Consider the following 17,392-nt stretch of genomic DNA (forward strand, 5'->3'; position numbering starts at 1 on the left):
TTATTTTGCAAAAGAGTGAAAAAATGATAATAGTTTTTTTGCTTATATGTATATTTATAGTTAATATATTTATATTTTTTATACTTAAAATAGATAAAACAATAAATAAAGGGATAGATGATAAAATAATATATGTAACAAAAATGGGAAAAATTGCATATGAAGTTTATCAAAATGACAAAATAATAGAAATATTTGAAGATTATGATAAGGCTTTAGAATACGCCAGAAAGTACGAAAACTCATCTATAAAAAAATCTGGAGATTACAAATGGATATGGGATAGCAACCCACCTTATGAAGTGTATCAAGGGTATAAACTTTTAAAAAAATTTGTAAACTATAGCGAGGCTTTAGAATATGCTAAAAAATATGAAAACTCATCTGTATTTTTTAGAGAAAGTAACACTTTTATATGGGATAGCCAAACTGTTATAAAAAATAGTTATCATATAGAAAATGTACCATTTATAGGGCAATATCCAGAGCTTTTTAGAGGTTGTGAGGTTACAAGCCTTTCTATGCTTTTAAACTATAAGCGTATAAATGTAAATAAAATGGAGTTAGCAGAAAATATAAAAAAAGAGCCTTTTACATTTACATTAGAAGGAAATACATACAATGGAAATCCACATCAAGGTTTTGTAGGAGATATATACTCTAAAGAAAATGCTGGATATGGTGTTTATAATGAGCCTATATATAACCTTTTAAAACAATATGTAGGAGGCAAGGCATTAAACCTTACAGGAGCAAATTTTAATGATTTATACTATTATATAAATAAAAATTCTCCAATATGGGTTATAATAAATACAAGATTTAAAGCTTTGCAAGAACAAGAATTTAATTACCTTAATACAACAAGAGGTAATGTAAGATTTACATACAGAGAACATTCTGTTTTAATAACAGGATATGACAGTCAGTATATATATTATAATGACCCTATGTATCCAGGTATGACACAAAAAACTTTAAAAGCAGACTTTATAAAGGCTTGGGAGCAAATGGGAAAACAAGCAATAACTTATGCTCCATAAAACAAAAAAGAGGTGTAATAAATGAATAAATTAAAAGTTATAATATTAGCAGGTGGGCAAGGTACAAGAATGAAATCTAAAATACCAAAAGTATTACACAAGGTATTAGATAGAACTATGATAGATTATGTTATAGAGGCATCAAACGATGTTAATGCTGATGATATAATGGTTATAGTAGGCCACCAAAGTGCTATGGTAAAAGGTGTTTTAGGTTCTGACATAAAATATGGATACCAAAAACAACAATTAGGTACAGGGCACGCTGTTATGCAAGCACTAGACTTTATAGGCGATGACGAAAATATATTAATATTATATGGAGATACGCCACTTATAAAAAAAGAAACATTACAAAAGCTTATTAGAATACACAACAAAGAAAGAAACTATGCAACTGTTATATCATCTTTTGTAGATAATCCAACAGGATATGGTAGGATAGTTAGAGAAAATGGTATATTTAATAAAATAGTAGAACAAAAAGATACTAGCGATAGAGAGGCAAAAATAAATGAAATAAATACAGGTGTATATATATTTAATTCTAATGCTTTAAAATCTGCTTTAGACAATCTTTCTAACAATAACTCTCAAAACGAATATTATTTAACGGATACATTAGAAATTATAAAAAATACAGGAAATAAAGTTGGTATAATGATAGCTGATGATAACGAGGAGTTTTTAGGTGTAAACTCTAAATATGAACTGGCAACAGCTATTAATGTTATGAAAAAAAGGATAAATAAATACCATATGGATAATGGGATAACTATAGAAGACCCTAATAACACATACATAGGTAAAGATGTTATAATAGGAGAAGATACAGTTATATTACCAGGTTGTATAATAGAAGGAAAAACAACTATTGGTAGCGATTGTTTAATAGGTCCATATGCAAAGATAAATAACACAGAAATAAAAAATTGTGTAAATATAACTCAATCTACTATTTTAAATTCGTTTATAAATAGCTATACAACAGTAGGACCTTATGCTTATTTAAGGCCTAATAGTAATATAGGAGAACACGTAAAAATAGGAGATTTTGTAGAAATAAAAAATTCTACAATAGATGATAATACTAAAGTATCTCACTTAACATATATAGGGGATTCTGATGTAGGTAAAAATGTAAACTTTGGTTGTGGTACTGTTACTGTAAATTATGATGGAAAATATAAACATAGAACAGTTATAGAAGATGATGCTTTTATAGGTTGTAATACAAACCTTATAGCACCTGTTAAAATAGGGAAAAATGCCTCTACTGGTGCAGGCTCTACAATAACAAATGATGTACCACAAAATGCTTTAGCTATATCTAGGGTAAAAGACCAAATTAATAAACTAGACTATAATAACAATAAATAATACCTAAAATATGCACAAATATATATTTTGTATTTGTGCATATTTTTGATTAAAAAATTCATTTAATTTGCACTTACATTTTAAATTTATAATAAAATGCTTGCAATAGATTTTAATATGTGATATAATTTCAAATTGGATACAATCCTTGTTCTCTTTTTTAGAGAGCCAAAGACCAAAAGGAGGTGTAAAGAATGAATAAATACGAATTAGCAGTTATTGTTAAACCAACATTAGAAGAAGAAGCTCTTAAAGCTGAATTTGAAAGCGTTCAAGAAATTATCACTAAATTTGGTGGTACTATCGAGAAAGTTGATGATTGGGGCAAACGTAAACTTGCTTACGAAATTAAAAAATTCAATGAAGGTTTCTACAACTTTATCACTTTTACAGCTAATAGCGAAACTCCAATTGAAATTGAACGTCGTATGCGTATTAAAGAAAACGTTCTTCGTTACTTAGTTGTTCGCGAAGAAGCTTAATTTGTGAGGTGCTTTTATGAATAAGGTTATAATATCTGGTAGGCTCACTAGAGACCCAGAAATGCGATATTCTCAAAGTGCAGAACCAATAGCTGTTACACGTTTTAGTGTAGCTGTTAATCGCCGTTTTAAAAGAGATGGCGAACCAGATGCAGATTTTATAAACTGTGTTTCTTTTGGTAAAACTGCAGAGTTTATTGGTAAATATTTTTCTAAAGGCAAAATGATAGGAATTGTTGGTTCTCTTAGAACAAGCTCTTGGACAGATAATACTAATGGCCAAAAGCGTTTTTCTACAGATGTTCAAGTGGAAGAAGCCGAATTTTTAGAGAGTAAATCATCTTCTGAAAGCTATCAACAAGAAGATATGCCTAAAAATATGTCTAGTGTACAAAATACAATGGATAATAGCCCACAAAATAATATGCAACAAAGTGAAGATTTCTATAGTATAGAAACTAGTGTAGATGATGACAATCTACCGTTTTAATAATTTCGTATTAAGTTTATAAAGGAGGTAAAACCGATGATTAACAAAAAACGTGGTAAAAGAAAAAAACGTGTTTGTGCTTTTTGTGCTGAAAAAGTAGATTTTGTTGATTACAAAGATACTGCTAAGCTTAAAAAATATATTTCTGAAAGAGGAAAAATATTACCTAGAAGAATAACTGGCAACTGTGCAAAACACCAAAGAGTTTTAACATTAGCTATTAAAAGAGCTAGACACGTTGCTTTACTTGCATATACACAAGATTAATTTTTTTAAGGCTAGCTTATAACCATTTTAAGCTAGCCTTTATTAGATATAATTAATATTAATTGATATTTTATTAATAAAAATTATATTATTTAATATTCACATTAGTTTTTATTAATAAAATATATATCAATATTTACTTTTAGACATAAAATATCTAAAAAATTACTTTTAATAAATAATAGTTATGTGTACAATGTATATATTTGTATACAAAATACATATTAGTATTGAAAAAATAAACAAAATATGATATAATCTACTAAATATTATTTATAAAGGAGGTTTTCATATGAAAGATAAAATGCAACTTAAAAATTATATGGAAGACTTAGTAGCTAACCAATTAATAAATATTATGGAAGAAAACAACTGTACCTGTTTTTGTGAAAAATGCAAAGCAGATATAACAGCTATTGCTCTTAATCACCTACCTACAAAATATGTAGCAACAGAAAAAGGTGTTTGTTATGCAAAGCTTAGTCTATATGAAAATCAATGTACGATAGATATTATCACAGCTATAACTAATGCTATAAAAATTGTCAAAGGTAACCCAAGGCACAATATTGATGAATAAAAAAAATGTTATCTTAATAGGGTTTATGGGGTGTGGCAAAACTACTGTTGGCAGAGAGCTTGCTAAAAATATTAATTTTCGTTTTATAGATACGGATTATATGATACAAAAAGAAGAAAGTAAGTCAATAGAGAAAATTTTTGACACATTTGGTGAACAATATTTTAGAAAAATAGAAAAAAATGTATGTTATAGAGTTTCTAATTTTAAAAATTGTGTTATTTCTACTGGTGGAGGCATTATTAAGAGCGAAGAAAATATGATAAACCTAAAAAAAACAGGTACTATAATATATCTTAGAGCTACTCCACAAAAAATATATAAAAATCTAAAATATGATAACAAAAGACCTTTATTAAAAAATAAAGATAAAATTAAGATAATATGTGATTTACTAAATGAGAGAAGTTATCTATATGAAAAATATGCAGATATTATCGTAGATGTAGACGATAATTCTCCATTTGTTTTAGCAAAAATTATAAAAAATAATATAAAGAGTATATTATGATAAAAATATTAAATAATAAACATAAGTGAACTTTAAGGAGGCTAATTTAATGATTTCAGCTGGTGATTTTAGAAATGGTGTTACAATAGAGTATGAAGGAGATATATTTGTTATATTAGAATTTCAACATGTAAAACCTGGTAAAGGTGCTGCATTTGTTAGAACAAAAATTAAAAATCTTGTTACAGGTGCAGTAGTAGAAAAAACTTTTAGACCTTCAGAAAAAATGGGAAGAGCACACATTGATAGAAAAGATATGAGCTATTTATATAATGATGGAGAGCTTTACCATTTTATGGATAATGAAAGCTATGAGCAAATAGCTGTTAATGCATCAGATGTTGGCGATACTTTAAAATTTGTTAAAGAAAATGAGATAGTAAAGGTTCTTTCTTATAATGGAAATGTTTTTGGTATAGAACCTCCTTTATTTGTAGAGCTTGAAATTATAGAAACAGAACCAGGATTTAAAGGAGATACTGCAACAGGTGCTACAAAACCAGCAGTTGTAGAAACAGGAGTTTCTGTAAATGTTCCTTTATTCTTAGAACAAGGTGAAAAAATTAAGATAGATACTCGTACTGGCGAATACTTAGGTAGAGCTAATTAATAATAAAAAGCTATATGTAACATACATATAGCTTTTTATTATTAATTAAAATAGTATTTAATATTTTATAATAAAATTACAAAAAAATAATTAATAAAAAATTATATCATAACTATTTTATCAACATAAATATATTAGTATATTAATTAATATATGTTATGTGGATAAAATAATTTATAAAAGTTATAAACATTTGACAAAATTAGTATAAAGTGGTATACTTTTAAACAAGTTAGCATAGACTAACGAAAAGGAGGAATTATGGAAAATTATTTATTTGCCTTTTTATTAACTTTAATTGCAGGGTTAAGCACAGGTATAGGGAGTATTATATCTCTTTTAACTAAAACTACTAATAAAAAATTTTTATCTATTAGTTTAGGTTTTTCTGCAGGTGTGATGATATATGTATCTATGATAGAAATATTTTTTAAAGCTAAGGATAGCCTTGTTTTAGAATTGGGTGAGAAGGTAGGATATGTAATAACAACTATATCTTTCTTTTTAGGTATGTTATTTATAGCCATTATAGATAAACTAATACCATCTGATGAAAATCCTCACGAAATACAAAATACAACAGATAAAAATAATAAAAAATTAGCACGAATGGGATTATTTACAGCTTTAGCAATAGCAATTCATAACTTTCCTGAAGGGCTTGCAACTTTTATTTCTGCATTACAAGAGCCAAGCGTAGCCATACCTATTGTTGTTGCAATAGCAATCCATAATATACCAGAAGGTATAGCAGTATCTGTACCTATATATTATGCTACTGGGTCTAAGAAAAAGGCTTTTACCTATTCTTTTTTATCTGGCTTATCAGAGCCAATTGGTGCAATAATTGGTTGGTTATTGTTAATGCCTATAATGAATAATATAGTTTTTGGTGTTATTTTTGCTATGGTTGGTGGGATTATGGTATTTATATCTTTTGATGAGCTTTTACCTAGTGCTAGAGAATATGGAGAGCATCATTTATCAATATATGGGTTAATATTTGGTATGGTTGTTATGGCTATTAGCTTAGTATTATTTGCATAAAAAGAGTAACTATTGTTACTCTTTTTATTAAATATAGTTTATATATAACGTATATTTTTAAGGCAAAATTAATAATAATATACGTTATATATGAAATATTAATTATATTTATTTAATTTTGTTTATCCCGCCCATATAAGGTACTAAAACTTCTGGTATAATAATGCTACCATCTTCTTGTTGGAAATTTTCTAATATAGCAGATACAGCTCTACCAATAGCAAGTCCACTACCATTTAATGTGTGTACCAATGTAGCTTTGTCTTTAATATTATCTTTAAATTTTATATTAGCACGTCTAGCTTGGAAATCTTCAAAGTTAGAACAGCTAGAAATCTCTACGTATCTATTATAGCTTGGTAACCATACCTCTATATCATAAGTCATAGCAGAGCTAAACCCTAAATCTCCACCACAAAGCCTTACTACTCTATAAGGAAGATTTAAAAGTTTTAATATATTTTCTGCATCATTTGTAAGTTTTTCTAATTCTTCATAAGATTTTTCTGGTCTAGTAAATTTAACTAATTCTACTTTATTAAATTGATGTTGACGTATAAGCCCTCTTGTATCACGTCCTGCAGAGCCAGCCTCTGCTCTAAAACAAGCAGTAAATGCACAATGGCTAATAGTTAAATTGCTACCATCTAATATTTCATCTCTGTAAAGGTTAGTAACAGGTACTTCTGCCGTAGGTACAAGGTAGTATCCATTGTTAGATACTTTAAACATATCTTCTTCAAATTTTGGTAATTGTCCAGTACCATACATACTATCTTTATTAACCATTTGAGGAGGCATAATCTCTACATATCCGTGTTTGTCTATGTGAGTGTCTAGCATAAAGTTTATTAAAGCTCTTTCTAACCTAGCTCCAAGCCCTTTATATACAGTAAATCTAGCACCTGTTATTTTTGCTGCACGTCCAAAGTCTAAAATGTCGTGTTGTTCTCCTAAGTCCCAATGAGGTTTTGGTTCAAAGTCAAATTTTCTAGGTTCGCCCCATCTTCTTATTTCTTCATTTTCTGTATCATCTAACCCAGCAGGGACTTTTTCATTAGGTGTGTTAGGTATGCTGTATAAAAGAGTTTTTATTTCCTCATCTACCTCTCTTACGTTATTATCCAACCCTTTTATTTTTTCAGAAAGTTCTTTCATTTCTGTCATAAGCTCTGTTGTATCTTTACCCTCTTTTTTTAGTATAGGCACTTGTTTAGATGTAGTGTTTTGTTTATTTTTAAGCTCTTCTACTTGTTGTAAAAGTGTTCTTCTTTTTTCATCTAAAGTTAAAAAAGATTCTAAATCATATTTTTTACCTCTTTTTTCTAATGCTTTTTTTACACCTTCAAAGTCTTCTCTAATTCTTTTAATATCTAGCATAATATTATCTCCTTTATTATTATATTTGTATCTTTATACTTTTAATATAAATATTTGTATTTATTAAATTATATACAAATATTTAAAATAAATACAAAAAGACCCGTCCCTAAAAAAAGGGACGAGCCAAAAACCCGCGTTGCCACCCAAATTGCTATAAAAATAGCCACTTATTGAAGCTATAAAGGGCTAACCCTTATGGCTTAATCACCATAAGCTTTGAAAGTGGAACTCTATAATAAAATGTTAATTTACACCAACCATTAACTCTCTAAAAATTTATATATAGATTAGCTTTCATTCATATACAAAAGTATAAACGCCGATACTATTAATTTTTATACATTATATCAAATTTTTTTAAAGTATTCAAGTATTATTTATATAAAAATTATTATAAAAACAAATATATAATATATATTTATTTTATTATTATTTTTATAATATATGTATATAAAAATAATAAGTGTAAATAATTATTATATACCACTCATTTCCCCCTAATTTTTTGAGTGATATATATTTAATAGTAAAAAAAATAAAGGCTACTAATATAATATGTAATAGTCTTTATTTTTTTATAATTAAGGTATGATTTACATTTTTATTAAGGAGTTTCTACTAAATATCCTGTAATATTATTTCTGTCCATCCACATTTTTTTAGATGCCATTAAAAACTCAATTGTGTCATTGTTTTTTTGGAATAATTTTTTTAATAATTGTTTAGTTTGGAAAAGGTCGTTATATGTTAAATAAGGGTAATCTTCCATTTTATTTGTATTTTTAGTGTAATATAGTTCGTATCTTAAGTTATTATCTGGTAAAACCCATTGATTTCTAGTATCTTCTATACCAAGTAGCATTTTATTTGCTGTTTCTAAATACCTAGGTTCACCTGTTATACCGTATATTTCATATAAAAAGTTCATTTCTGCTAAATGGTGGTTTAAAGATACGTGAGTTTTTTCGTGAGCACCTTTATGGTATCCATAATCAGCAACTAATATGCCCCCATTTTGTGTAGTATAGCTATCAGTTTGAACAAACATTAAGAAAAATTCTGCATATTTAACAGCAGCAGCTAAAAACTCTTTATTATTGTAGTTTTGGTAGGCGTATAATAGGCTTGTAGCAAAATCTGTATTAAATCTTGTGTCATAAAACCCAGCACCTATTTTAAAATCTTTATATAGCCATTCAGACTGAGGACCTGTTTCCCAATATCCAAGGTTGTTTTGATTTTTCATACAAGTTTCTGTCATAACATATCCAAGATTTTTAGAAAGAGGATTCATTCCATATTTTGCAAAAGAAGCTCCAGTATAATTAGATGGGTGCTTGTACAAAATATTTTTTCCACCTGGCTTATAGTTAGAAGGTGTTTGGAAATAGTATCCATCATAGCTCCAACGTCTTGTATCGGAAAGGTCGTGAGAAAAAAGCTCATCAAAGCTTTTCATAGTAGACCAGTCTACCAAACGTTTTTCAGATTCCATATACCAATATTCGCCTATTAAATTTTTATCTTGTGGGAAAGACATTTGAAGGTCAAAATATCCATCTTTTTTTATTACATTTACCATTTGTTCTTTATCTTTAGCAACAGTTAAAGTATTATTACTAAAAATATTTTTATAAACAGCAGGTACACTTACTATATAGCTATTTGTATCTGTATCTATAAATAGAGTTGTATGTTGTAAATTTTTAAGATTAGATGTATTAACCCATTCTTTTTTTGTACGGTCTACATATCTAAAAGTTATAGTATTACCTTTTATAGGGATAGAAATATTGTATCTTTCTGGAGTAGTTTGTTTAAAGGAAAGTCTATTCATATAGTATGTATCATTGTTTTCAAAAACAGTTTTTGTAGTTTTTGTAGTAATATTAAAAAATTCGTTAGTTGTTTCTGTTGTAATAGGAGTAAACTTTGTTGGTGTATATATAGGAACATCTTTTATTATATTATATATTTTTAAATTTTCACCTGTTAAAGGATTACCGTTTTTATCTTTAGGAATATTATCTACTATTTCGTTAGTTATAGCATTGCTTTTATCTACATTAGGAGTAGTATTTGTAGTATTACTTACACTATTTGCATAAACATTATTTGTTATTACAGATAGAGCCATAGACAAGCCTAATATCTGCTTAATATTTTTTTTCAAAATTAACACCCCTCATTATTTTTTGTTAGTTTACAAGTTATTATACCATTAATTTTTATAAATTCAATTTATTTTAATATTTTTAATTTAATTGTAATATAAATACACATTTTATACAAATTAGTACAATACTAAAATTTTAAAAGATTACTATAATGATACAATTAAATATAATGGCTTTATAAAATATAACTAAAAATTTACTTAAATATTTATTAAAAATAATGATTTTTAATTAAATTATTAAAAACAATTGATTAAAAAACACTTTATATTTATAATAAATCTAGGTTTAAAACATTTTTTTTACAGATATTATTAATAACAACAGATTAGGAGTAGTAATTTTATGGAAAAATTTAATATAAAAAATGTATGTTTTTTAGTTTTACTAAATATAATAGGTACATTTATCTATGCAGTAGGGATAAATTGTTTTGCAGCACCACATAATATAGCACCAGGTGGAGCTAGTGGTATTGCCATATTAGTAAATTATTTATTTAAGTTTCCTATTGGTACATTTGTATTAATATTTAATATTCCACTTTTAATATGGATTCTTGTAAAAAAATATTTCCCTAAATCTTTTGTGTTTAAAACACTTGCTACAACAGCTTTACTTTCTTTTATAACAGACTATGTAGTAGTACATATACCAGTTTATAAGGGAGATGCTCTTTTAGCATCTATGTTTGGAGGGGCTCTTATGGGGATAGGTCTTGCATTGGTACATTTAGGTGCATCTAACACAGGGGGTATATCTTTATTAGGTGTTATTGTACAAAAAATTAAACCTAAATTTCCAGTAGGTGGGCTTATAGCAACGCTTAATATAGGAGTTGTTATGGCATCTGGCCTTATATACAGAAATATAGAAAGCCTTTTATATGCTGTTGTTACAGTTTATATATCAGGTATGTTTATGGATAAAATGCTTGAGCAAGCCTCTAAGAAAAACCTTATATTTATTATGTCAGAATGTACAGATATTGTAAGAAAAGCATTGGTAGATGCTCATAAATCTATTACAATATTAAAAGGTGAAGGTGGATATTCTAGCAAAATGCAAAGAGTTTTAATATGTGCAGCAACAAAAGATGATTGTGTACAAATAGAAAAGATGATAAAAGAGCTAGATGATAAAGCACTTATTATTATAACAGAAACTAAAAAAGTAGAAGGAAAAGGATTTAAACATATTATATAATTTTAGTATAGCCAAGCATACTATATACAAGGTGGGCTTGGCTATACTACTTTTATTATAAAATATCCAAAAAATTGATTTAAATATATACTTATGTTATAATAATAAAGGTGATTGTATTGATAGTAACAAAAATAGAAAAGCAAAAAAATAATAATAAAAGATACTCTGTATTTATAGATAATGAATTTGCATTTGGTATAGACGAAATAGATTTATTATACTATAAAATTAAAGAAAATGAGCCATTAGATAAAGACAAATATAATTATATATTAAATAAGCTACTTTTAAAAAGAGCAAAAGATAAAGCTTTAAAATATTTAGGGTATAAAATGCGTTCTAAAAAACAAGTTATAAAAAAGTTACAAGAATATGAGTTTCCATCTAATGTTATAAATAAAGTAATAAAAGTACTAGAAAAATATAATTACATAAATGATGAAGATTTTGCTAAAGCCTTTATAAAAGATAAAGTAAATCTAAAAGGTTACGGTACTTTTAAGATAAGCTATGATTTAAAAATGCTTGGAGTAGATGAAGAAATTTTTAAAAAATATTTATATGATGAATGTTTTATAAATGAAAGCCAAAAGGCTAAAGATTTACTATTAAAAAAGTTAAAAGGTAAAAACATAGAAGATTTAGACTATAAAGAAAAGCAAAAAGTATATGCTTATTTAGCTAGAAGAGGATTTTCTTATGATAGTATAAATAAAGCATTTAACTATTTATTGGAGGAATTTTAATATGGATAATAAAAGTAAAAGGTCATCTATTAGAAAAGACTTTTTAAAAAATTTTAAAGAAAAAGATTATTTTTCTTGCTATGAAAATGCTGAAAATATTATAAAATTATACAATAGAGAAGAAAAAGAAAGTTTTGAATATTGTACAGATTTATATAACCTTGCATACATACAGCAAAATTTAGGAAAGTATAGTATGGCTATAAAATATTATAAAAAAATATTAAAAATATTAGATAAAGAGCCATATGAAACTGACACAAAAGAAGGTATAGAAATAATAAAATTTATTGTAGATACAGAAAATAGCTTAGGTATTTGCTATTTTAAAAGTACATTAAAACAACGTTTTTCTATAAAATGTTTTGAAAGAGCACTGTTTATGGCTAAAAAATATTTAAAAGATAAAGAAGAAACTTTAGTTAATATATTACATAATATGGGTTCTTCCTATTATGATTTACAGCAATACGAAGATGCTATATACCATTTTTTAGAAGAGCTTTCATACAGAAAAAATAAAGATATAGATTTTGTAGACAATTTAAATTTTTTAGGTTATAGCTATCAGGAGCTAAAAAAATATGATGAAGCAATAGGGTATTTTAACCAAGCATTAGATATTATAAAAGGGCTATTTGGCATAAATTCTGATGAATATATGACTAATAAATATTATATATCTTCTATATACTCTAAAATGGGAAATTATGATTTGGCTATAAAAAGCTATGAAAAGGCTTGTACGCTTATAGAACAAAAGTTAGGAAATAAACACCCTTATCTTGCAGAGGCTTTGTCTAAGCTTGCAGAAAACTATTTAAAGATAGATAAACCACACGATGCGTTAAAAATACAGTTAAAGTCTTTAAATATTGTTAAAGAAACTGTTGGAGAAAAGCATATGTTTTATGCTAGTGCCTTAAAAAGAGTTGGAGATATATATTACATACTAGAAGATTTTCAAAAATGTTTAACTTATTATGAAACAGAAAATAAAATAAAAGAAAATGTTATAGGTATGTATAACGAAGAATATGTAACCTCACTACTAAACCTTATAAATATATTTGTAAAAACTAATAATACACAAAAAGAAGAACAAGCTAAAGATAAGCTATTAAAAATGGTAGATTTTGACTTACCAAAAAAATCTTATGAAAGAGCACTTCTTATTTTATGTAAAATATATATATGCAATAACTTGCCTAGTAATTTATATGATATATACGAGCATTATAAATATGTAAATGATATAGATAGTTTTGATGATATGGTAAAAAAATCTAAAGATATAGATGAAGATATAATAAATAAAGATAAAAAACTAAATGCTATTTTTAATAACTATGAAGAAGAAGCATACGAAGAAGATGATGATATTAAAGAAGATATTTTTGATGGCATAAAAAATCTTTTTGATGGACTAAAAAGTGAAATTGACAAAATAGAAAATAAAATAGAAAATAATAATGATAACAATGATGATATTAATGATACATCGGAAGATAATAATATCTAAAAATTGGGTTAATATTTTTTATTTTATTAACCATAATAAAAGTATAGGCAAAAACCTATGCTTTTATTTTTTGTATTATAGTAACAATAAAGGAGGAATAGTTATGAGAAAATATACAACGGCAGGATTAATAACAACAGGTATCGTAGGTGCAGTTGGGCTTGCTTATGCTATGACAGATAAAAGAATGAGAAATAAGATGGCAAATGACGGTAAAAAAATGTTAGATAAAGCAGGAGATATAGTTTCTAAAATGGATATATTTTAATAGTTAATATAAAAGATAACATAAATATATTTATTCTAATAATCAATTTTTTTAATACTTTGTATTCAAAAACAGATATTCCTATATATTTTTATTAGTAAAAATTAATACAAATACCTGTATATAATTTTTCTTTTAAAAATATAAATCATACTTTAATTGATACAAATAAAAATACCTATTGAAAAGATTTTCAATAGGTATTTTTTATTATAAAATTTAAAAAGTTTATAAGGGGCACAAAATACCAAGGTAATAAATGAATTTTGTGTTAAATATATAAAATTTAATATTTATAACCAAAGTTATTAAAATTATAATTGTTACAACAAAGGTTGTTAAACCAACAGCTATTATTGTATCTGTTATAGTATTTACCAAAACATCTGTTACAACTACAACCATAATCTATATTACAATTATAGTTACTGTAATAGTTGTAATTATTGTTGTAGCCATAAGGATTTTTGTAATTATAGCTGTTTAACCAGCCATATCCCAAAAAAACCACCTCCTTTTCTTTATCTTAATATATATTATTCAAAATAACAAAAAGTGTGACAGGCTGTTTAATTATTTTACAATATATATTTTTTATAAAAATTTTTATAAAAAAATGAACCCTATTAAAAATTATAACGAATATATATTGAAAGGATATAATAAGAAAAGGAGCTGGTATAAAATTTGGAGGCAAAAGAATTAGAAAAATGTATAGATATTTTTGGAGATGATATATATAGGTTTTGTTTAAAAATTTGTTTAAATAAAGATGATGCAGAAGATTTATATCAGCAAACATTTTTAAAGGCATTAGAAAGTAATTTTATTTTAGATTGGGATAATAATCCAAAAGCCTTATTTTTTTCTATATCATATAAAATATATAAAAGTAACACAAGGAAGTGGGCAAGGCGTAATAGCATAGCTTCTATAATAAATATTGATGAAAAAACTGAAAATATATTATTTTCATATGAAAATATAGAAAATGATTTATTAGAAAAAAGTTTAATAAATGAAATAACTAAAATTATTGATAGTTTGCCAGATAAAATAAAAATACCTCTTATACTATATTATCTTTTCAATTTTTCAACTAGTAATATATCAAAAGCAATAAAAAAGCCTATAGGAACAGTTAAAAGTAGGTTGTTTAAAGGGAGGAATACTATTAAAAAAAGATTGGAGGATATAGGATATGACTTTAAATATTATTTTTTACATTTTATTAGGTATTTTAGCTAGTATATTAATAAAAAATATATATTTATATATTATTTTAATATTTACATATTTTTATTATAACTTATTTATATTTATATTTGTTAGATTAAGGATAAATAAAACTAAAAAATTATTAGTTTAAGAAAGGAGTAATTTATATGGGTTATGAAAATCTAGTATTTATTTTTCTTATGTTAATGCCATTTTTTTTAATATTATCATATACATTTTCTATTATATGGATTTATAAAGACTGTAAGGAAAGAGGAGAAAATCCTTTAATTTGGATATTATTTTTATTTTTTTCATCACTATTTTTAGGAATTATTATTTATTTAATATTTAGAAAAGAAAATAAATGTGCTTGTAAAAGCTGTGATAAATTAATATCAAGTTCAGCTAAATATTGCGAATATTGTGGCGTATATATACAAAATAAAGAAGATGTTAAATTGGTTAATAAAAATAATCGTAAGTATATGATAGCTAGTATTATCTCATTTTCTATGATTTTTATATGTATAATATCTATAGGTATTATAGGAGGGTTAAGTAGGAGTACAAATGTAAAATCTAAAACAAAAGTGTGGAATATAGGTTTTGAAACATTTAGTACTCAAATAAAAATAGAAAATGACTGGGAACTATCTTTAAAAAATTCAACAAAAGGATTTATAAAAGAGGAAAGTATGAATATAACTAACCCACAAAATGAGGTTTTATATATAAATACTAGCTGTGATATAAAAGAAGAAGGTGGAAATCTTATGTTATGGCTTGTGCAAGGGGATACTGAAAAATCTATAGATGTTACAAATTTATCAGAAACGCTAGAATATCCTTTAAATGAATTTAAAAGTGGAAAGATTTTTGTTAGGCTACAAATAAATGGTGTTAAAAATGTTAAATCTAAAATAACAATAGAATAATAATTTAATAAATAAAAATAAAAGGCTAATAATTAGCCTTTTATTTTTATTTATTAAATTATTATATAGTAAAATATATTATAGTACTTTAGATAAAAACTCCTGTGTTCTAGGGTGTTGTGGATTGTTAAAAATATTTTCTGGAGTGTTTTCTTCACAAATATTTCCACCGTCCATAAATATAACCCTTGTTCCAACCTCTTTAGCAAATCCCATCTCGTGAGTAACAACAACCATTGTCATACCTTCTTTAGCAAGGTTTTTCATAACTTCTAAAACTTCGCCAACCATTTCTGGGTCTAGGGCAGATGTAGGTTCGTCAAAAAGCATAACATCTGGTTTCATAGCTAAGGCACGTACAATAGCTATCCTTTGTTTTTGTCCACCAGATAGGCTAGATGGATAGGCATTTGCCTTGTCTTCAAGTCCTACAAGTCCTAAAAGGTGCATAGCATCTTTTTCTGCTTTTTCTTTATCTATTTTTTTTACTTTAATAGGAGCTATTGTAATATTTTCTAGTATAGTTAAATGTGGGAATAGGTTAAAATGTTGGAATACCATACCCATTTTTTGTCTATGTATACTAATATCTACATTTTTAGCAGTTATATTTGTATTTTCAAATATTATATCACCAGAGGTAGCATTTTCGAGCTTATTAAGACATCTTAAAAATGTACTTTTACCAGAGCCAGAAGGCCCTATAACAACTACCACTTCCCCCTTATGTATAGTAGTAGTAACGCCTTTTAAAACGTGGTTATTACCAAAGCTTTTACTTAAGTTTTTAATTTCTATCATTTTTGTTTAATCTCCTTTCAAAGCCTCCAATAAGTCTTGATAAGCTAAATGTTAAGATAAAGTATATAATAGATGTTACAACAAGTGGTGGTATAGTTAAAAATGTAGAAGACTGTATAGTAGATGTTTTTGCCATAAGCTCTTGTATACCTATTACATAAAGTATAGAAGATTCTTTTATTAATACAACAAATTCGTTACCTATTGCAGGTAAAATATTTTTTATAGCTTGAGGCATTATAATGTATCTCATAATCATAGGAGATTTCATACCTAAAGATTGAGCTGCCTCTGCTTGACCTTTATCTACAGCTAGTATACCTGCTCTTATAATTTCTGCAACGTAAGCTGCAGAGTTTAATGCAAGAGCTAAAGCACCGGGTATTAGCTGAGCAATGTTTAAGCTATCGCTATTTCCTATGTAATAATCTGGTATATCAATAATAGAATCTAGCCCATAGTACCATATAAATACTTGAACAATAACAGGTGTTCCACGTACAATTTCTATATATGTAGAAGCAATAGCTTTAACAATTTTTAGCTTAGATAATTTCATTAATGCAAAAATTATACCAATAACAGTACCAAATAAAACTGTAAATAAAGATATAATAACAGTTGTTAAAGTACCAGAAATGTATAATGGAAAATACTCGCCTAAAAAAGAAAATCTCTCGGCAATACTAGAAAAAAATTCAGTCATTTTGTTTCCTCCCT

20 protein-coding genes are annotated in these 17,392 nt (G+C 26.2%); 15 read left to right on the forward strand and 5 right to left on the reverse strand.

Annotated elements, in window-relative coordinates; all coding sequences use genetic code 11:
• Window positions 1-5: 5 nt before the first annotated feature.
• From R5Z65_RS02385 to zupT, 9 genes are all read left to right on the forward strand, one after another.
• A complete protein-coding gene (locus R5Z65_RS02385) occupies window positions 6-1,043 on the forward strand; it encodes a C39 family peptidase (RefSeq protein WP_317366853.1) in 1,038 nt (345 codons plus the stop codon).
• Between the two features lie 21 nt (window positions 1,044-1,064).
• Window positions 1,065-2,423, forward strand: a complete 1,359-nt coding sequence (gene glmU / locus R5Z65_RS02390; RefSeq protein WP_317366854.1) for a bifunctional UDP-N-acetylglucosamine diphosphorylase/glucosamine-1-phosphate N-acetyltransferase GlmU — start codon at window positions 1,065-1,067, stop codon at window positions 2,421-2,423.
• A 194-nt stretch (window positions 2,424-2,617) separates the two neighbouring features.
• The gene (rpsF, locus tag R5Z65_RS02395) at window positions 2,618-2,905 is read left to right on the forward strand and encodes a 30S ribosomal protein S6 (protein WP_317366855.1); all 288 of its coding nucleotides are present in this window, start codon (window positions 2,618-2,620) and stop codon (window positions 2,903-2,905) included.
• A gap of 16 nt (window positions 2,906-2,921) precedes the next feature.
• Window positions 2,922-3,395, forward strand: a complete 474-nt coding sequence (locus tag R5Z65_RS02400) for a single-stranded DNA-binding protein (RefSeq protein WP_317366856.1) — start codon at window positions 2,922-2,924, stop codon at window positions 3,393-3,395.
• A gap of 36 nt (window positions 3,396-3,431) precedes the next feature.
• Complete coding sequence (gene rpsR / locus R5Z65_RS02405; protein WP_317366857.1) at window positions 3,432-3,662, forward strand: 30S ribosomal protein S18; 231 nt, start codon at window positions 3,432-3,434, stop codon at window positions 3,660-3,662.
• A gap of 292 nt (window positions 3,663-3,954) precedes the next feature.
• Window positions 3,955-4,242 carry a late competence development ComFB family protein gene (locus R5Z65_RS02410; RefSeq protein ID WP_317366858.1) on the forward strand — a complete coding sequence of 96 codons (288 nt, stop codon included), beginning with the start codon at window positions 3,955-3,957 and terminating at the stop codon, window positions 4,240-4,242.
• The gene (locus R5Z65_RS02415) at window positions 4,235-4,753 is read left to right on the forward strand and encodes a shikimate kinase (RefSeq protein ID WP_317366859.1); all 519 of its coding nucleotides are present in this window, start codon (window positions 4,235-4,237) and stop codon (window positions 4,751-4,753) included. The genes R5Z65_RS02410 and R5Z65_RS02415 overlap by 8 nt, the downstream gene beginning before the upstream one ends.
• Before the next feature lie 49 nt (window positions 4,754-4,802).
• Entirely contained in the window at window positions 4,803-5,363 is a 561-nt protein-coding gene (gene efp, locus R5Z65_RS02420) for an elongation factor P (protein WP_317366860.1), read from the forward strand.
• Between the two features lie 261 nt (window positions 5,364-5,624).
• Window positions 5,625-6,410, forward strand: a complete 786-nt coding sequence (zupT, locus tag R5Z65_RS02425; RefSeq protein WP_317366861.1) for a zinc transporter ZupT — start codon at window positions 5,625-5,627, stop codon at window positions 6,408-6,410.
• Window positions 6,411-6,518: 108 nt separating this feature from the next.
• Here zupT and serS read toward each other — a convergent pair whose 3' ends face one another.
• Both serS and R5Z65_RS02435 read right to left on the reverse strand, forming a co-directional pair.
• Window positions 6,519-7,790 carry a serine--tRNA ligase gene (gene serS, locus R5Z65_RS02430; protein WP_317366862.1) on the reverse strand — a complete coding sequence of 424 codons (1,272 nt, stop codon included), beginning with the start codon at window positions 7,788-7,790 and terminating at the stop codon, window positions 6,519-6,521.
• 607 nt (window positions 7,791-8,397) lie between these two features.
• Complete coding sequence (locus R5Z65_RS02435; RefSeq protein ID WP_317366864.1) at window positions 8,398-9,966, reverse strand: hypothetical protein; 1,569 nt, start codon at window positions 9,964-9,966, stop codon at window positions 8,398-8,400.
• Between the two features lie 349 nt (window positions 9,967-10,315).
• Between R5Z65_RS02435 and R5Z65_RS02440 the strand changes: the two genes are divergently transcribed.
• The 4 genes from R5Z65_RS02440 to R5Z65_RS02455 all read left to right on the forward strand — a co-directional run bounded on the left by R5Z65_RS02440 (window position 10,316) and on the right by R5Z65_RS02455 (window position 13,715).
• A complete protein-coding gene (locus R5Z65_RS02440) occupies window positions 10,316-11,176 on the forward strand; it encodes a YitT family protein (RefSeq protein WP_317366865.1) in 861 nt (286 codons plus the stop codon).
• A gap of 119 nt (window positions 11,177-11,295) precedes the next feature.
• Entirely contained in the window at window positions 11,296-11,925 is a 630-nt protein-coding gene (locus R5Z65_RS02445; RefSeq protein WP_317366866.1) for a RecX family transcriptional regulator, read from the forward strand.
• 1 nt (window position 11,926) lies between these two features.
• Window positions 11,927-13,447, forward strand: coding sequence for a tetratricopeptide repeat protein (locus R5Z65_RS02450; protein ID WP_317366867.1), 1,521 nt, complete (start codon window positions 11,927-11,929; stop codon window positions 13,445-13,447).
• Between the two features lie 103 nt (window positions 13,448-13,550).
• A complete protein-coding gene (locus tag R5Z65_RS02455) occupies window positions 13,551-13,715 on the forward strand; it encodes a hypothetical protein (protein WP_317366868.1) in 165 nt (54 codons plus the stop codon).
• Between the two features lie 286 nt (window positions 13,716-14,001).
• On the opposite strand, the gene R5Z65_RS02460 is transcribed toward R5Z65_RS02455, so the two are convergent.
• Window positions 14,002-14,217 carry a hypothetical protein gene (locus tag R5Z65_RS02460; protein WP_317366869.1) on the reverse strand — a complete coding sequence of 72 codons (216 nt, stop codon included), beginning with the start codon at window positions 14,215-14,217 and terminating at the stop codon, window positions 14,002-14,004.
• A 185-nt stretch (window positions 14,218-14,402) separates the two neighbouring features.
• Between R5Z65_RS02460 and R5Z65_RS02465 the strand changes: the two genes are divergently transcribed.
• Both R5Z65_RS02465 and R5Z65_RS02470 read left to right on the forward strand, forming a co-directional pair.
• Window positions 14,403-14,963, forward strand: coding sequence for an RNA polymerase sigma factor (locus tag R5Z65_RS02465; protein WP_317366870.1), 561 nt, complete (start codon window positions 14,403-14,405; stop codon window positions 14,961-14,963).
• Between the two features lie 137 nt (window positions 14,964-15,100).
• The gene (locus R5Z65_RS02470) at window positions 15,101-15,871 is read left to right on the forward strand and encodes a hypothetical protein (protein WP_317366871.1); all 771 of its coding nucleotides are present in this window, start codon (window positions 15,101-15,103) and stop codon (window positions 15,869-15,871) included.
• A gap of 78 nt (window positions 15,872-15,949) precedes the next feature.
• On the opposite strand, the gene R5Z65_RS02475 is transcribed toward R5Z65_RS02470, so the two are convergent.
• Window positions 15,950-16,672, reverse strand: a complete 723-nt coding sequence (locus R5Z65_RS02475; protein WP_317366872.1) for an amino acid ABC transporter ATP-binding protein — start codon at window positions 16,670-16,672, stop codon at window positions 15,950-15,952.
• On the reverse strand, window positions 16,659-17,378 hold the full coding sequence (locus R5Z65_RS02480) for an amino acid ABC transporter permease (RefSeq protein WP_317366873.1): 720 nt from the start codon (window positions 17,376-17,378) through the stop codon (window positions 16,659-16,661). Before R5Z65_RS02480 ends, R5Z65_RS02475 begins: the two co-directional genes overlap by 14 nt.
• Window positions 17,379-17,392 lie beyond the last annotated feature (14 nt).

The sequence above is a fragment of the uncultured Tyzzerella sp. genome, assembly GCF_963558545.1.
Taxonomy (GTDB): Bacteria; Bacillota; Clostridia; order Lachnospirales; family CAG-274; genus Tyzzerella.

What these genes read in the sequence shown, in the direction of transcription:
- glmU (WP_317366854.1), top strand. Translation starts at nt 1,065, where the DNA reads ATGAATAAATTAAAAGTTATAATATTAGCAGGTGGGCAAGGTACAAGA.
- rpsF (WP_317366855.1), top strand. Translation starts at nt 2,618, where the DNA reads ATGAATAAATACGAATTAGCAGTTATTGTTAAACCAACATTAGAAGAA.
- R5Z65_RS02400 (WP_317366856.1), top strand. Translation starts at nt 2,922, where the DNA reads ATGAATAAGGTTATAATATCTGGTAGGCTCACTAGAGACCCAGAAATG.
- rpsR (WP_317366857.1), top strand. Translation starts at nt 3,432, where the DNA reads ATGATTAACAAAAAACGTGGTAAAAGAAAAAAACGTGTTTGTGCTTTT.
- R5Z65_RS02410 (WP_317366858.1), top strand. Translation starts at nt 3,955, where the DNA reads ATGAAAGATAAAATGCAACTTAAAAATTATATGGAAGACTTAGTAGCT.
- R5Z65_RS02415 (WP_317366859.1), top strand. Translation starts at nt 4,235, where the DNA reads ATGAATAAAAAAAATGTTATCTTAATAGGGTTTATGGGGTGTGGCAAA.
- efp (WP_317366860.1), top strand. Translation starts at nt 4,803, where the DNA reads ATGATTTCAGCTGGTGATTTTAGAAATGGTGTTACAATAGAGTATGAA.
- zupT (WP_317366861.1), top strand. Translation starts at nt 5,625, where the DNA reads ATGGAAAATTATTTATTTGCCTTTTTATTAACTTTAATTGCAGGGTTA.
- serS (WP_317366862.1), bottom strand. Translation starts at nt 7,790, where the DNA reads ATGCTAGATATTAAAAGAATTAGAGAAGACTTTGAAGGTGTAAAAAAA.
- R5Z65_RS02440 (WP_317366865.1), top strand. Translation starts at nt 10,316, where the DNA reads ATGGAAAAATTTAATATAAAAAATGTATGTTTTTTAGTTTTACTAAAT.
- R5Z65_RS02450 (WP_317366867.1), top strand. Translation starts at nt 11,927, where the DNA reads ATGGATAATAAAAGTAAAAGGTCATCTATTAGAAAAGACTTTTTAAAA.
- R5Z65_RS02455 (WP_317366868.1), top strand. Translation starts at nt 13,551, where the DNA reads ATGAGAAAATATACAACGGCAGGATTAATAACAACAGGTATCGTAGGT.
- R5Z65_RS02470 (WP_317366871.1), top strand. Translation starts at nt 15,101, where the DNA reads ATGGGTTATGAAAATCTAGTATTTATTTTTCTTATGTTAATGCCATTT.
- R5Z65_RS02475 (WP_317366872.1), bottom strand. Translation starts at nt 16,672, where the DNA reads ATGATAGAAATTAAAAACTTAAGTAAAAGCTTTGGTAATAACCACGTT.
- R5Z65_RS02480 (WP_317366873.1), bottom strand. Translation starts at nt 17,378, where the DNA reads ATGACTGAATTTTTTTCTAGTATTGCCGAGAGATTTTCTTTTTTAGGC.